At 43.0% G+C, this 15269-nt stretch carries 7 protein-coding genes and 1 pseudogene; 3 read left to right on the top strand and 5 right to left on the bottom strand.

All coding sequences use genetic code 11. The features are described from left to right. Positions 1–6 precede the first annotated feature (6 nt). The 3 genes and pseudogenes from GQR42_RS29835 to GQR42_RS05070 all read right to left on the bottom strand — a co-directional run bounded on the left by GQR42_RS29835 (position 7) and on the right by GQR42_RS05070 (position 8334). Positions 7–304, bottom strand: a pseudogene (locus GQR42_RS29835) (hypothetical protein). A gap of 568 nt (positions 305–872) precedes the next feature. Then, the gene (locus tag GQR42_RS05075) at positions 873–6974 is read right to left on the bottom strand and encodes a beta strand repeat-containing protein (protein WP_158199146.1); all 6102 of its coding nucleotides are present in this window, start codon (positions 6972–6974) and stop codon (positions 873–875) included. A 73-nt stretch (positions 6975–7047) separates the two neighbouring features. Beyond that, entirely contained in the window at positions 7048–8334 is a 1287-nt protein-coding gene (locus GQR42_RS05070; protein ID WP_158199145.1) for an RNA-guided endonuclease InsQ/TnpB family protein, read from the bottom strand. Between the two features lie 1153 nt (positions 8335–9487). Here GQR42_RS05070 and GQR42_RS05065 point away from each other — a divergent pair. The 3 genes from GQR42_RS05065 to GQR42_RS05055 all read left to right on the top strand — a co-directional run bounded on the left by GQR42_RS05065 (position 9488) and on the right by GQR42_RS05055 (position 11067). Then, positions 9488–9742 (top strand): hypothetical protein, encoded by a 255-nt coding sequence (locus tag GQR42_RS05065; protein ID WP_233271274.1) that lies wholly within the window; start codon positions 9488–9490, stop codon positions 9740–9742. Between the two features lie 49 nt (positions 9743–9791). Beyond that, positions 9792–10139, top strand: coding sequence for a PIN domain-containing protein (locus tag GQR42_RS05060; RefSeq protein ID WP_371731304.1), 348 nt, complete (start codon positions 9792–9794; stop codon positions 10137–10139). A gap of 151 nt (positions 10140–10290) precedes the next feature. Beyond that, a complete protein-coding gene (locus GQR42_RS05055; protein WP_158199143.1) occupies positions 10291–11067 on the top strand; it encodes a class I SAM-dependent methyltransferase in 777 nt (258 codons plus the stop codon). 286 nt (positions 11068–11353) lie between these two features. On the opposite strand, the gene uvrA is transcribed toward GQR42_RS05055, so the two are convergent. Beyond that, the gene (gene uvrA / locus GQR42_RS05050) at positions 11354–14227 is read right to left on the bottom strand and encodes an excinuclease ABC subunit UvrA (RefSeq protein WP_158199142.1); all 2874 of its coding nucleotides are present in this window, start codon (positions 14225–14227) and stop codon (positions 11354–11356) included. A 97-nt stretch (positions 14228–14324) separates the two neighbouring features. Next, the gene (gene cysE / locus GQR42_RS05045) at positions 14325–15098 is read right to left on the bottom strand and encodes a serine O-acetyltransferase (RefSeq protein WP_158199141.1); all 774 of its coding nucleotides are present in this window, start codon (positions 15096–15098) and stop codon (positions 14325–14327) included. Positions 15099–15269: the final 171 nt, after the last annotated feature.

The raw sequence follows: 15269 nt of genomic DNA, 5'->3' as shown, positions 1-15269 counted from the left end.
AATTACCTATTTACGATTAATTGCTTCATCGAAAATAGCCATTTGTTCAGGAGTAAAATCGCCGCCAATTTTTGACAAGATTTCTGTGGACATAATAAAGCTACAATGCTCGTTCAATTCTGCCGCTGACATAGTGTTAAATTCCTCAAAAGGTAAATTTTTTTTCAAATAATTCAACCAAATGTTTCACTATTTCTGAATAATTAAGCTCCTCTTTAAAGAAAGGGCGGTCTTCCATTAAAATAGAAACAACTTGCTCAATTCTCTTAATCATTGATTTTTGTTTGACATCAGTTGATAACATATTTATGCCTCCAGTAAATTTTCAATAATATTTATCAACTGCCAATATATCAAGTTTCTCGTGGTTATGCAACATCGTGAGTTCGATCTCGAATAGATCCCCGTAACGGTGTCTTGAGTGGGATGTACCGCCATTCTCATAGGATGGGGATTTCTGCGATGTCGAACCTGTTTGGGGGGAAGATGTCTTTATGGTTAAAAGACCGCAGGGGACGCACCTTGTCAGACGAGGACATATTACACTATCCTTATGATAGTAGTAACCTTAGACGAAACCATGAAGTTAATGACATTAATCGATACCGCTATACCCAGTTTCCCAATTGAGTAATGAGTAATTGGTGCTTTAACACTTTAGAGGAATTAGAAGTCAAAGTAGATAAATTGTTTAAGAAGTAACACCCCAGAGGGTTGCTTCTCTCACGGGATTTCCCTTCATCCTTGATGCTTTATCTGCTCTGAATACAATTTAATTTGGTATCAGCAGAAGTCCCTCGCTTTTAGCGATGGGACTTCTGCTGACACTCAGTTAAATAGAGTAAGAGCTTATTGCCTTAAACCAGAGGATGTCACAGCACTATATTGGTAACAGGTAAACTATACACTCCAGCGATCGCCAATTGAAAGTCGCTGACTGCATCGCCGTTGGTATCCCCGCAAAGGAGACCGCCGTCAAAGCGCAGTTGTCCCGCTTGACCTGAAAAATCCGAGGCACCAATAAACGTGAAACTCTGATTACCATCGTTGAGGGAGTTGGCATCAATACCAGAGATGTCAATAGTATCAAGATCAGTATTGAAATCGAGGATATTGTCTTGGTTTGCGCCTTGACCGATTTCATCAACGGTGTTGAAGATAAAACAGTCCCGACCTTCACCTCCCGTTAGTTGATCTGACCCTAATCCTCCGATAAGAGTGTCCTCACCACCGCCGCCGTTAAGAATGTCCTCGCCACCGCCACCAATAATGACATTATTGGCCGCATTACCAGTGATATTATCATTCCCCCAATAGCCATGGATTTGGATATTGTCACCGACAAAAGCCGTATTAGAGAAGTCGAGGGTATTGTCACTCCAATCACCGACGATGGTGACTTTTCCTGCTACTCCTGTCCCGTCGATGGTTTCAATGCCACTATTGACCCCAAAACTCTTGAGACCAATATCCACATTAGCCGTACCTTTGGCGACGATGGTATCTGTGCCAGTGGTTCCTGTATCCGTAATGGTGTCATAGCCTTCAAAGGTATTCCACTCATTACTTTGATAGCCGGTATAAACGTATTGGTCGGAACCGTTACCGCCGTTAAGTTTGTCCTCACCACCGCCACCAATAATGACATTATTGGCCGCATTACCAGTGATATTATCATTTCCCCAATAGCCGTTTATTTCGATATTGTCACCGACAAAAGCCGTATTAGAGAAGTCGAGGGTATTGTCACTCCAATCACCGACGATGGTGACTTTTCCTGTTACTCCTGTCCCGTCGATGGTTTCAATGCCACTATTGACCCCAAAACTCTTGAGACCAATATCCACATTAGCCGTACCTTTGGCGACGATGGTATCTGTGCCAGTGGTTCCTGTATCCGTAATGGTGTCATAGCCTTCAAAGGTATTCCACTCATTACTTTGATAGCCGGTATAAACGTATTGGTCGGAACCGTTACCGCCGTTAAGTTTGTCCTCGCCACCGCCACCAATAATGACATTATTGGCCGCATTACCAGTGATATTATCATTTCCCCAATAGCCGTTTATTTCGATATTGTCACCGACAAAAGCCGTATTAGAGAAGTCGAGGGTATTGTCACTCCAATCACCGACGATGGTGACTTTTCCTGTTACTCCTGTCCCGTCGATGGTTTCAATGCCACTATTGACCCCAAAACTCTTGAGACCAATATCCACATTAGCCGTACCTTTGGCGACGATGGTATCTGTGCCAGTGGTTCCTGTATCCGTAATGGTGTCATAGCCTTCAAAGGTATTCCACTCATTACTTTGATAGCCGGTATAAACGTATTGGTCGGAACCGTTACCGCCGTTAAGTTTGTCCTCACCACCGCCACCAATAATGACATTATTGGCCGCATTACCGGTGATATTATCATTCCCCCAATAGCCATGGATTTGGATATTGTCACCGACAAAAGCCGTATTAGAGAAGTCGAGGGTATTGTCACTCCAATCACCGACGATGGTGACTTTTCCTGTTACTCCTGTCCCGTCGATGGTTTCAATGCCACTATTGACCCCAAAACTCTTGAGACCAATATCCACATTAGCCGTACCTTTGGCGACGATGGTATCTGTGCCAGTGGTTCCTGTATCCGTAATGGTGTCATAGCCTTCAAAGGTATTCCACTCATTACTTTGATAGCCGGTATAAACGTATTGGTCGGAACCGTTACCGCCGTTAAGTTTGTCCTCACCACCGCCACCAATAATGACATTATTGGCCGCATTACCGGTGATATTATCATTCCCCCAATAGCCATGGATTTGGATATTGTCACCGACAAAAGCCGTATTAGAGAAGTCGAGGGTATTGTCACTCCAATCACCGACGATGGTGACTTTTCCTGTTACTCCTGTCCCGTCGATGGTTTCAATGCCACTATTGACCCCAAAACTCTTGAGACCAATATCCACATTAGCCGTACCTTTGGCGACGATGGTATCTGTGCCAGTGGTTCCTGTATCCGTAATGGTGTCATAGCCTTCAAAGGTATTCCACTCATTACTTTGATAGCCAGTATAGAGGTAATTGTCGGAACCGTTACCGCCGTTAAGTTTGTCCTCGCCACCGCCACCAATAATGACATTATTGGCCGCATTACCGGTGATATTATCATTTCCCCAATAGCCGTTTATTTCGATATTGTCACCGACAAAAGCCGTATTAGAGAAGTCGAGGGTATTGTCACTCCAATCACCGACGATGGTGACTTTTCCTGCTACTCCTGTCCCGTCGATGGTTTCAATGCCGCTATTGACCCCAAAACTCTTGAGACCAATATCCACATTAGCCGTACCTTTGGCGACGATGGTATCTGTGCCAGTGGTTCCTGTATCCGTAATGGTGTCATAGCCTTCAAAGGTATTCCACTCATTACTTTGATAGCCGGTATAAACGTATTGGTCGGAACCGTTACCGCCGTTAAGAATGTCCTCACCACCGCCACCAATAATGACATTATTGGCCGCATTACCGGTGATATTATCATTTCCCCAATAGCCATGGATTTGGATATTGTCACCGACAAAAGCCGTATTAGAGAAGTCGAGGGTATTGTCACTCCAATCACCGACGATGGTGACTTTTCCTGTTACTCCTGTCCCGTCGATGGTTTCAATGCCACTATTGACCCCAAAACTCTTGAGACCAATATCCACATTAGCCGTACCTTTGGCGACGATGGTATCTGTGCCAGTGGTTCCTGTATCCGTAATGGTGTCATAGCCTTCAAAGGTATTCCACTCATTACTTTGATAGCCGGTATAAACGTATTGGTCGGAACCGTTACCGCCGTTAAGAATGTCCTCACCACCGCCACCAATAATGACATTATTGGCCGCATTACCGGTGATATTATCATTTCCCCAATAGCCGTTTATTTCGATATTGTCACCGACAAAAGCCGTATTAGAGAAGTCGAGGGTATTGTCACTCCAATCACCGACGATGGTGACTTTTCCTGTTACTCCTGTCCCGTCGATGGTTTCAATGCCACTATTGACCCCAAAACTCTTGAGACCAATATCCACATTAGCCGTACCTTTGGCGACGATGGTATCTGTGCCAGTGGTTCCTGTATCCGTAATGGTGTCATAGCCTTCAAAGGTATTCCACTCATTACTTTGATAGCCAGTATAGAGGTAATTGTCGGAACCGTTACCGCCGTTAAGTTTGTCCTCGCCACCGCCACCAATAATGACATTATTGGCCGCATTACCGGTGATATTATCATTTCCCCAATAGCCGTTTATTTCGATATTGTCACCGACAAAAGCCGTATTAGAGAAGTCGAGGGTATTGTCACTCCAATCACCGACGATGGTGACTTTTCCTGCTACTCCTGTCCCGTCGATGGTTTCAATGCCGCTATTGACCCCAAAACTCTTGAGACCAATATCCACATTAGCCGTACCTTTGGCGACGATGGTATCTGTGCCAGTGGTTCCTGTATCCGTAATGGTGTCATAGCCTTCAAAGGTATTCCACTCATTACTTTGATAGCCGGTATAAACGTATTGGTCGGAACCGTTACCGCCGTTAAGAATGTCCTCGCCACCGCCACCAATAATGACATTATTGGCCGCATTACCAGTGATATTATCATTCCCCCAATAGCCATGGATTTGGATATTGTCACCGACAAAAGCCGTATTAGAGAAGTCGAGGGTATTGTCACTCCAATCACCGACGATGGTGACTTTTCCTGCTACTCCTGTCCCGTCGATGGTTTCAATGCCACTATTGACCCCAAAACTCTTGAGACCAATATCCACATTAGCCGTACCTTTGGCGACGATGGTATCTGTGCCAGTGGTTCCTGTATCCGTAATGGTGTCATAGCCTTCAAAGGTATTCCACTCATTACTTTGATAGCCAGTATAGAGGTAATTGTCGGAACCGTTACCGCCGTTAAGTTTGTCCTCGCCACCGCCACCAATAATGACATTATTGGCCGCATTACCGGTGATATTATCATTCCCCCAATAGCCATGGATTTGGATATTGTCACCGACAAAAGCCGTATTAGAGAAGTCGAGGGTATTGTCACTCCAATCACCGACGATGGTGACTTTTCCTGCTACTCCTGTCCCGTCGATGGTTTCAATGCCACTATTGGCACTAAAGGAACGAATCCCCAGGTCCACGTCTCCTGTACCCAAAGCCACAATTTTATCCACCCCAGAGGTGCCGGTATCGGTGTAGATGTCGTAGCCTTGGAAACTCGACCAGCCTCCAGCTAGATTACCGGAGACATAATAAGTGTCTGAGTCTTCACCTCCATCTAATTGGTCATTGTCTGCGCCGCCATAGAGTAAGTCATTACCAACTCCACCCGATAAAGTGTCAGACCCCCAATCTCCATCGATTAGGTCATTGCCGCCGCCACCATTGAGAATATCGTTTCCCCCGTAACCCATCAGGTGTTCGGCAAGATTCGTACCTGTAATCGTGTCGCTAGAATCATTGCCGTAAATAATGGTTTTCTGAAGATAGAAATAGTTGAGCCAACTGGAAACATCGTTAAGACGAGCATTGGCATCACCATCTTCGTTGAGAAGACGATTGTCTTGGATGTTAAAGCCAATGTGATAGAGTCCATCGGCTACGGTATTGACTAAATTTTTACCGAAGTATTGGGTTGTCGCTCCGTCATTTTGTACCAGGTGGTAGCCTGTTTCCTCATTTCCCTCATCGTCACCGTGGAGGAGGATAAATTCGTCATAGTGATTAGTGCGAACCCATTGATTGAGGGTGCGAATATCATCGCTGGTAATCCAGCCATCAGCAGCGATACCTGTAGCAGTAATGCCATCTACTAATAGATGGTTAAGTCCGTCGGCGGCGGCGGCTCCGGCGTTAATATCCCCCGCATTTGTCCACTTGGCTAAGCCAGTATCAATTTTGATGGTATCGACAATTTTGTCTAATCCTGTGCCAGTGGTGGACTGATCAACGTAAAAATATGTTACCCAATCTGCTACGTCTTTGACTGTGGCATTAGCTGCACCATCTTCGTTGAGAAACCGCCCATTTTGGATCTGAAAACCAATATGATAGATTCCGTCGGCAACGGTATTAACTAGGTTTTTCGCAAAATATGTGGTCTGAGCGCCGTCATTTTGAACTAAATGGAAGCCAGTTTCTGTTGTGCCGTCATCATCGCCATGCAGAACAACAAAAGTATTATAACGGGTGGCATCAGAGCGAATCCAATTGTTAATTTGTGCAATATCGCTTTCGGAAATTGAACCATCGGCGGCGAGATTGTAGGTAGTGATCGCTGTTTTTAATAAATCATTCAGTCCATTGGCAGCATCAGCACCGCCAGCAATTTCTTGCCAAGGTATATTTTGCGCTAAACCCTGATCAGCAATGATTAATTCCGTAATCCGATCAAGTCCGGTATTAGTTGTGGCCCGATCTGTATAAAATTGGGTTAGCCAATCCGCCACCTGAGCAACCGTGGCATTTGCGTTCCCATCTTCATTGAGAAAAGTACCATTTTGAATGAGGAAACCAATGTGATAAATGCCATCAAAAACCGTATCAACTAAATTTTGGTTGCGATACTGTTGAGTCGCTCCGTCATTTTGGACTAGATGAAACCCTGTTTCTGTTGTACCATCATCATCGCCGTGGAGAGCAGTAAATTCTGCTAAACGGTTAGCGCGAATCCAAGCATTAATCGCGGTTACGTCACTGACAGTAAAAATGCCATTACTAGCAACTCCAGTGGCTTGTTTGGCTTCTAAGATTAACTGATTTAATCCGTTAGCTGCCGTCATTCCATCCGTAATATTTGTGCCGAGATTAGCACCAGCGAGTCCCGGATCTCTGCCAATTCTTTCAACCGTTTGATCTAGTCCCGTTCCAGTTGTTCCAGTTGGGGAATTTTGCACCATCGAATAAGATTTGCTTGCCATAATTTTTAACTATAAAAAATAAGGTAGTTAGTGAAATAGCAACAATTGTTAGACAATTGACATACTCCCACCGTCAAGCTACGCTGTGACGGGGGATTCTTGACCTATCACTATCGGAAATTCCTTGTTCAACGAGACAACTTAGATTCTCAATGTCTCCATTAAGAACCCAGAGGCCGGACTCTCCCAAGGCGTTTGGGTCGGTTTCTGTTTGCCCAACAGTACCGTTGAGATGATTTCCCAAATATTTCAACCCTTTTTTAAGAATATTTATTGCTGCATTATGATCCCTATCTAAGACTGTTTGACAATTGGGACATTGATGAGTTCTAGTGCTTAATGATTTTTGAACTCTCGTCCCACAAACTGAACAATCTTGAGAAGTGAAATGCGGTGGTACAGCAACACAAACAATCCCATAAATCTTGGCAAAATAATTCAACCATTCAGTGAATTGATACCAAGAAGCATCAGAAATCGACTTGGCAAGCTGACGGTTTTTGACTAAGTTTCTTACCTTTAAAGCTTCATAGACTACCAGATCATTAGACTGGACTAACGCCAAAGCCTCTTTAATTGCTTTGTCTTTACGTTGTCTTGACACTTTAAGATGAAGCTTGGCTACTTTTATCCGTTGCTTGTGATAGTTTTTAGACTGTTTCTTTCCTTGACGGAACCGTTTTGATAATCTCCTTTGTGCTTTTTGAAGTCGTTTTTCTGACTTTCTTAAATAACGTGGATTCTCTACAGTATTGCCTTGAGCGTCAGTATAAAATTCCTTTAACCCTAAGTCAATTCCTGTTATTTGTCCCGTTGGTTTATGGTATTCTTGCCGTTCTAAGTCAATCAAAAACTGGCAATAATAACCGTCAGCACGTCTAACAACTCTTACCCGTTTAATCTGTTGTTCTGAATAATAAACTAAGGTTTTTTGACTACACCATAAATCAAATTCTCCTGCTTTAAAACCGTCAGTAAATCTGATTTTACGTCGATCATCTGATAGTTTATATCCCGTTAGTTTATACTCAACCGAACGACTAGGCTTTTTGAACCGAGGAAAACCTTTTTTCCCTGGTATTTTGGCACGACAATTCTGGTAAAACCGATTAATTGATTGCCAGGCTCTATCAGCAGCCGATTGACGAGCTTGTGAGTTTAATTTATTAACCCAAGGGGTCTCTTTATTGTTAGCTAGTACCGCACAAAGCTTTTGGAGGTCATTGCGGGTTGTTCCTTTATTTTCTCTCCAATAACGAACACAAGAATTATGCACAAACTGAGAAGTTCTGATAGCTTCATCAAGCTGGTGATATTGCTCTGGTGTTCCGTTTTTTAGCTTCGCTTCTACGACTAGCATCTAACAATCCTCGACCCTTGGCTAGGTTAAGTATAATACAGTTTACCCACAGATGGTGGAATTAAACCGATGCTCCGGGGTTGATATTCTGGTCGGATTTCATCCCCCGCAAAGGTGAGTATCTTGTCGAAAAATGTAGCGGGGGCATTCATCCGACATTTTAGGTAACAACAAAACCGCACTAAGGCAGGTTTATCCCAAATCCAGTTAGCAAAACCCAGTTATCATCAGGGACCACTGAAGTGGTCACTAGGAACAAGAAGGCTTTTCAACTGCACTGAATCAGGGGGATTTGGTGTTACCCTGACAATTGCGGCTCGATATCCTCACCCATACCCGAAGTCGATCCCAACGATTGGACAGTCTCAGATGGTCAATGAGTTCTAACCGATTGTCTTGCCTCTGCTCAGACTATCGAACGAGGTTTTCCGACCTTGATAGTCCTGAGTCGGCGTTTGATAATCTAACCTTTGATGGAATCTTAGATTATTGTAGCACTTTATACAGATATGTGGTCCCCGCTGCTTTTTCTCTCTTAGCGTTGCTCAAACACAAATACCTGATCTTGCGCGTAACTCAATTTAAAACTAGGCGATCGCTGCAAGCCTCTGATCAGATATCTGACAACCGACGGCGACTCGCTCAACCGGGATGGATCTGGTTGAGCAGATAATCAAACTGCTGCAAGTCAATCTCGGCACTATCTACTTTCGCCAACTGGAGGTTGGGACGGTGGGTCAGGTGGGGAGCAATTTGGGAAGTCGTCAGGACAATTTCCAGGCTATCAAAGACAACTACTATAAAATAACTTTACACCTCTTTTATCACTTTTGGAAAATGCTATGCTTGTAGATGGGAAAAAAGAGCTAAAAATCTCCATTGATGACAAGTTGATAATTTAATCGCATCTTATGATAGTCTAAATCTTTTCTTAAAGATGGTAGTAGGAAAGAGCGGCTACCGTGAGAGAGTAGTATCCATCGTCTCGGTCTTGAGTGGGATGTATGGCCATTCTCATCGGATGGTGTTTCTGTCATGTCCGACCTGTTTGGGGTGAAGATGTCTTTATGGTTAAAAGACCGCAGGGGACGCACCTTGTCAGACGAGGACATATTATACTATCCTTATGATAGTAGTAACCTTAGCTGAAACCATGAAAACAATTAGTTTTAAAACCCATGTGGGAGAAGATGGAACATTACAAATATCTTTACCGCCTGAACTTAAAAACACAGATTTAGAAGTCACCTTAGTTTATCAGCCAATATCTCTAAAAGAAAAAGAAGAAAAAACTACATTTAGGCAATGGCAAGAAGGCTTCTTTGAAGAAGTAATTGGCGGTTGGGAAGGTGAATTATTAGTAAGAGAAAAACAGCCAGATTATGAGGAAAGAGAACAACTACTATGACCTATCTGTTAGATACAAATGTTTGTTTAAGCTACTTAATAATAGTAGTTTGGCTGTTACTCATGAGTTAGCAAAACATCAGCCAGACGAGATTTATTTATCTACTGTGGTACAATTAGAATTGTATTATGGGGCTTACAAAAGCAGTAGAAAAGAGCAAAATTTAGCGAAGCTAGAGCGTTTCTGTAATCAATTTAAGATTTTACCTTTTGACCAAAATTCTGCAAAAATTGCTGGAAGAATTCGGTCTCAATTAAATCAATTAGGTATTCCTGTCGGTGGTTATGATTTACAAATTGCAGCTATTGCTATGGCTAATGAGTTAATTTTAATCACTCATAATATCGGTGAATTCAGTCGGATAGATGGTTTAAAATATGAAGACTGGGAGATTTAATTATGGCTAATACTATAAAATAACTTTATATTTCTTTGATCACTTTTGGAAAATGCTATCCTTGTAATTGATGCCAATTGGATAATTTAAGCGCATCTTATGATAGTCTAAATCTTTTCCTAAAGATGGCAGTAGGAAAGAGCGATCGAGAATGATTAAGGATAAAAATCAGCAAACCTATAGAGACCCTAGTATTGTCGGTTATTATGCCCAATTAAGCGAGCTACAGCCAGCAGAAAAGACAATTTTAACCCTGCTGCAAGAGCGTTTATCGACGATGAAAATGCTTGATTTAGGGGTAGGTGCGGGACGGACTACGAAGTATTTTGCCCCTCTTGTGGGAGAATATATCGGTGTCGATTATTCTGCGGAAATGATCGCCGCTTGTTGTCAAAAATTTCCCCATTTAGTCTGGCAAGTGGCCGATGCTAGAAATCTAGAACAATTTGCCGATAATTATTTTGATTTTATTCTCTTTAGTTTTAATGGCATTGATTATATTTCCCATGCTGACCGTTTTCTAGTTTTAGAGGAAATTAGCCGCATCGGTAAAGCGGGGGGTTATTTTTGTTTTTCTAGTCATAATCTTCAGGGAATTATCCCAGAATTCGATTGGAAAAAAAAGATTAGTTTGAATCCTTTTAGTAGCTATGTCAATTTAGTCATCTGGGCGATTTTGCGTGCCTGTAATCCCTCTCTTAGCTACGAACAGTTATTGACTGCTGACTATGCAATTATTCGGGATGAACCCCATAATTTTCGTCTGCAAAATTATTACGCCACACCCAAAGAACAATTAAGACAGTTAAAGTCCTACTTTCAAGATATTAAAATTTATTCTTGGAAAACCGGTCAGGAAATTAAAAGCGAACAAGAGTTAAATGCTAATCTTGATCATTGGCTTTATTATCTCTGTGTTATTCCCTAATAAGTAGGGTCTGCTGAAAAAGTTTTTCGGTGGGGGTAGGGTGTGGGGTGTGGGGTGTGGGGTGTGGGGTTTTACCAGTTTTGAGGTGGCCAATTACCTAATTTTCAGGGAAAAAGTCCCTGAATTTTCCCCCCAATCACTCCAAGTGTCGGCACTTTTTGAGGGAAAAAAAGTCTAAAAACCTTGTTGGATAAGGTTTTTAGATTTATTCAGCAAACCCTAATTATACATATCTAACTACCTCTTGCCTCTTGCCTATCCTAACCAAGAAGTTAATTTTATCCCATTACTTATTATCCTGCTTTTTTGGGGGATATTGAAGTAATGCTTGGGCAAGATAATGACCAGTGTAGGATTGTTCACATTTAGCCACGGTTTCCGGTGTTCCCACCACGATTAATTCTCCTCCCTTGTCCCCTCCTTCTGGTCCCAAATCAATAATCCAATCGCTACAGCGAATCACGTCGAGATTATGTTCGATGACGATAATCGAATTACCTTTATCGACCAATCTTTGTAACACATCTAAGAGATGATGCACATCATAAAAAGATAACCCCGTAGTCGGTTCATCGATCAAATATAGGGTTTTTCCCGTGGCCCGTCGGGATAATTCGGCCGCTAATTTCACCCTTTGCGCTTCTCCACCGGATAAAGTGGGAGCGCTTTGACCGAGTTTACAGTATCCTAAACCCACATCCACGAGAGTTTGTAATCTGGTGGTGGCCCGGGGGACATTTTCAAAGACTTTTAATGCTTCCTCGATCGTCATATCTAAGACATCGGCGATCGAATAACCTTTATACTTAACCTGTAGGGTTTCCCGATTGTAACGCGCCCCTTTACACACATCACACTGCACATAGACATCGGGGAGAAAATTCATCTCGATCACGTTTACCCCTTGGCCTAGGCAAGCTTCACAGCGTCCTCCCTTAACATTAAAAGAAAACTGCCCCGCTTTGTAACCTCTAGCTTTTGCTTCGATGGTTTCGGTGAAAATCTCGCGAATAATGTCAAAAACCCCCGTATAGGTGGCAGGATTTGACCGAGGGGTGCGTCCGATCGGTGATTGGTCGATGACAATTACTTTATCAACCGCGTCCAATCCTTCCACTTTATCTAACTCTTTGGGGAAGGGAGTTAAACGGGTTAAATGATGTTGTAAAGCTGGATATAATAACTCATTAATTAAGGTGGATTTACCTGAACCAGATACCCCCGTAATCGAGACTAATTTTCCTAAAGGAATCGTTACATCAATATTTCTTAGGTTATTTTGATGGCAATTTTTTAAAACTAAAGCATTACCATTCCCATACCTTCTTTGGGGAGGAGTTTCAATAACTTTGCGTCCCGATAGGTAGGCCCCTGTTATTGATTTTTTCGACTTTAAAAGATTTTTAAAACTACCTTGACAGATGATTTCTCCGCCATGAATACCCGCTTTCGGACCGATATCGACCACATAATCGGCTGCCCGAATCGTTTCTTCATCGTGTTCGACGACAATTAAAGTATTACCTAAATCTCGCAATCTTTGCAGGGTTTCTAACAGTTTACTATTATCTCTTTGGTGTAATCCGATGCTAGGTTCATCGAGAACGTATAATACTCCCGTTAATCCCGAACCGATTTGAGTAGCTAATCTAATTCGTTGGGATTCTCCCCCAGATAAAGTCATCGCCGGTCGATCGAGGGTAAGATAATCTAATCCCACATCGATTAAAAATTGTAGTCTCGCTTTGATTTCTTTGAGAGCTAATTCCCCAATTAATGCTTGTCTTGGGGTTAAATGACAATCATTAATTCTCTGCAAACAATCCCGAATGGGAACTCCAGTAAAATCCGTGATCGTATATTGTCCTAAACGTACCGATAAAGCTTCCGGTTTTAATCTTTTTCCGTGACAAACTTCACAGGTTTGGTTAACAATATATTTCTCTAGTCTTTGTTTAATAACTTCCGAGGTGGTTTCTTGATAATTCCTATCTAAGATATTGATAACTCCCGCAAATTCTCGATAGTAACCGCGGCCAGTATCGTAACGGTAATCATCTTCAAAATAGATCGGTTCTTTACTCCCATAGAGAATGATATCTTGCTGGGTTTTTGTTAGTTTCTGCCAAGGAGTTTGAATTTCAAAACCTAAAGCTTGCCCTAAACCGTAGAGGAGAGAAAGATAGTAGGAATTATCCTTATCTGACCAAGGGGCAATAGCAGAATAAACCGGTTGTTTCGGGTCTGGAATGACTAAATCTGCCGAAAATTTCCGTAAACTGCCCAATCCGTGACAGTTGGGACAAGCACCATAGGGAGAATTAAAAGAGAATAAACGGGGGGATAATTCCTCCATAACTGCCCCGTGTTCGGGACAGGCAAATTTCTCAGAAAAGACAATTTCTTTGGTAACTTCGGGATTATCTTCGTTATTCTCATCGAGAATTTCCACAATCGCTACACCGTCGGAATGCTTTAAACAAGTGGTTAAAGAATCCACTAATCTTTCCTGTAAACCCTCTTTTTTGATCAGGCGATCGATAACAATTTCAAGATCATGAAGATGTTTTTTATCTAACTCGATGCCCTCGGATAATTCTACTACCTTGCCGTCAATCCGCACCCGGGCAAAGCCTTGGGAGGCTAAACTAGAGATTAATTGCTTATGAGTGCCTTTTTTGCCGCGAATTACCGGGGCTAAGATTTGAAATCGGGTTTTATCGGCTAATTCCATCACTCGATCGCACATTTGATCGATGGTTTGGGGGGCAATATTGCGATCGCAATGGGGACAATGGGGTTCCCCAGCACGACCGAACAATAAACGCAAGTAATCGTAAATTTCCGTTACAGTTCCCACACTAGAACGGGGATTGTGGGAAGTGGATTTTTGGTCAATGGAAATAGCTGGACTTAAACCCTCGATCGCATCCACATCGGGTTTATCTAATTGTCCCAAAAATTGGCGCGCATAGGCGCTGAGGGACTCCACATAGCGGCGCTGTCCCTCGGCAAAAATGGTGTCGAAAGCGAGGGAAGATTTGCCCGATCCCGAAACTCCGGTAAAAACAATCAACTGATTGCGGGGTAATTCGAGATCAACATTTTTCAGATTGTGTTGTCGAGCGCCACGGATACGGATCGAGTCAGTTTGAGCCATCGGACGATGCCAAGTAGTCCTAAACAATCATAGCTTTGACGAATGGGTTTCAGCTACTAAAAAACCAGTCTTCTATCATATCAAAAGATTCTCGGGGTTAAACCGCCCGTTCGAGAAACTCGCGCATATCTCGCTCGGCCCCAGGACAACAGCTATGACTCGCTTCTTCTTCTAAATGGGCTAAAACTGGGCAATTAATCCGATAATCTGGTTCTTTTGACCGTTCTAGCCGCAATTCGTACACTTGTTTTTCCAGTTGTTCGATGCGGTCCACCAAAGCGCGAATAGCCACCGCTTCCGAGTCGGGTAAATCACCGTGTTCGAGGGGTTCCACCCGCGTCCCGGCGCGATAGATTAAACGACCGGGTACACCAACAACGGTACAATCGGCGGGAATATCGCGCAGAACCACAGAACCAGCGCCGACGCGAACGTTATTACCCAGATAAATATTACCCAAAACCTTAGCCCCAGCGCCGACGACCACATTTTCCCCTAGAGTCGGGTGACGTTTACCGCTTTCTTTCCCCGTCCCTCCTAAAGTAACTCCCTGATAGATGAGGGCATAATCACCGATAATGGCGGTTTCTCCGATGACAACTCCCATACCATGGTCGATAAACACACCCTGACCAATTTGGGCGCCAGGGTGAATTTCAATACCAGTCAGAAAACGGGCAAGATGGGAAATTAAACGGGGAATAAAGGGAATCCCGATCTGATATAGCCAATGGGCGAAGCGATGGCACAGTAAAGCCTGTAATCCAGGATAACAAAACAGTACCTCTAACCAGTTGCGGGCAGCGGGGTCACGTTCAAAAATGATCTTGAAATCGGCTAGGAGAATAGATAACACGAGTCTTGATTCCATATTGATCGAGCTTATACTAAACCATGTTATCACTCCGGTAAATGAGCCGTTCAACTAAAAAGCGATCGGGTCTCCCCATCTCCTCGATCGCTTTTACTGTCCTTGGCCAAATTTTGAAGATATCCTTAATTTCCCTCTTGTTTAATCTGCCTTTAACTTGGGTCTGAAAAA

The sequence above is a fragment of the Microcystis aeruginosa FD4 genome (assembly GCF_009792235.1).
Classification (GTDB): domain Bacteria; phylum Cyanobacteriota; class Cyanobacteriia; order Cyanobacteriales; family Microcystaceae; genus Microcystis; species Microcystis viridis.
Note: the sequence above shows the minus strand (reverse complement) of the source record. Positions and strands in the feature narration are given on the sequence as shown.

What these genes read in the sequence shown, in the direction of transcription:
- cysE (WP_158199141.1), bottom strand. Translation starts at nt 15,098, where the DNA reads ATGGAATCAAGACTCGTGTTATCTATTCTCCTAGCCGATTTCAAGATC.
- GQR42_RS05075 (WP_158199146.1), bottom strand. Translation starts at nt 6,974, where the DNA reads ATGGCAAGCAAATCTTATTCGATGGTGCAAAATTCCCCAACTGGAACA.
- GQR42_RS05055 (WP_158199143.1), top strand. Translation starts at nt 10,291, where the DNA reads ATGATTAAGGATAAAAATCAGCAAACCTATAGAGACCCTAGTATTGTC.
- GQR42_RS05065 (WP_233271274.1), top strand. Translation starts at nt 9,488, where the DNA reads ATGAAAACAATTAGTTTTAAAACCCATGTGGGAGAAGATGGAACATTA.
- uvrA (WP_158199142.1), bottom strand. Translation starts at nt 14,227, where the DNA reads ATGGCTCAAACTGACTCGATCCGTATCCGTGGCGCTCGACAACACAAT.
- GQR42_RS05070 (WP_158199145.1), bottom strand. Translation starts at nt 8,334, where the DNA reads ATGCTAGTCGTAGAAGCGAAGCTAAAAAACGGAACACCAGAGCAATAT.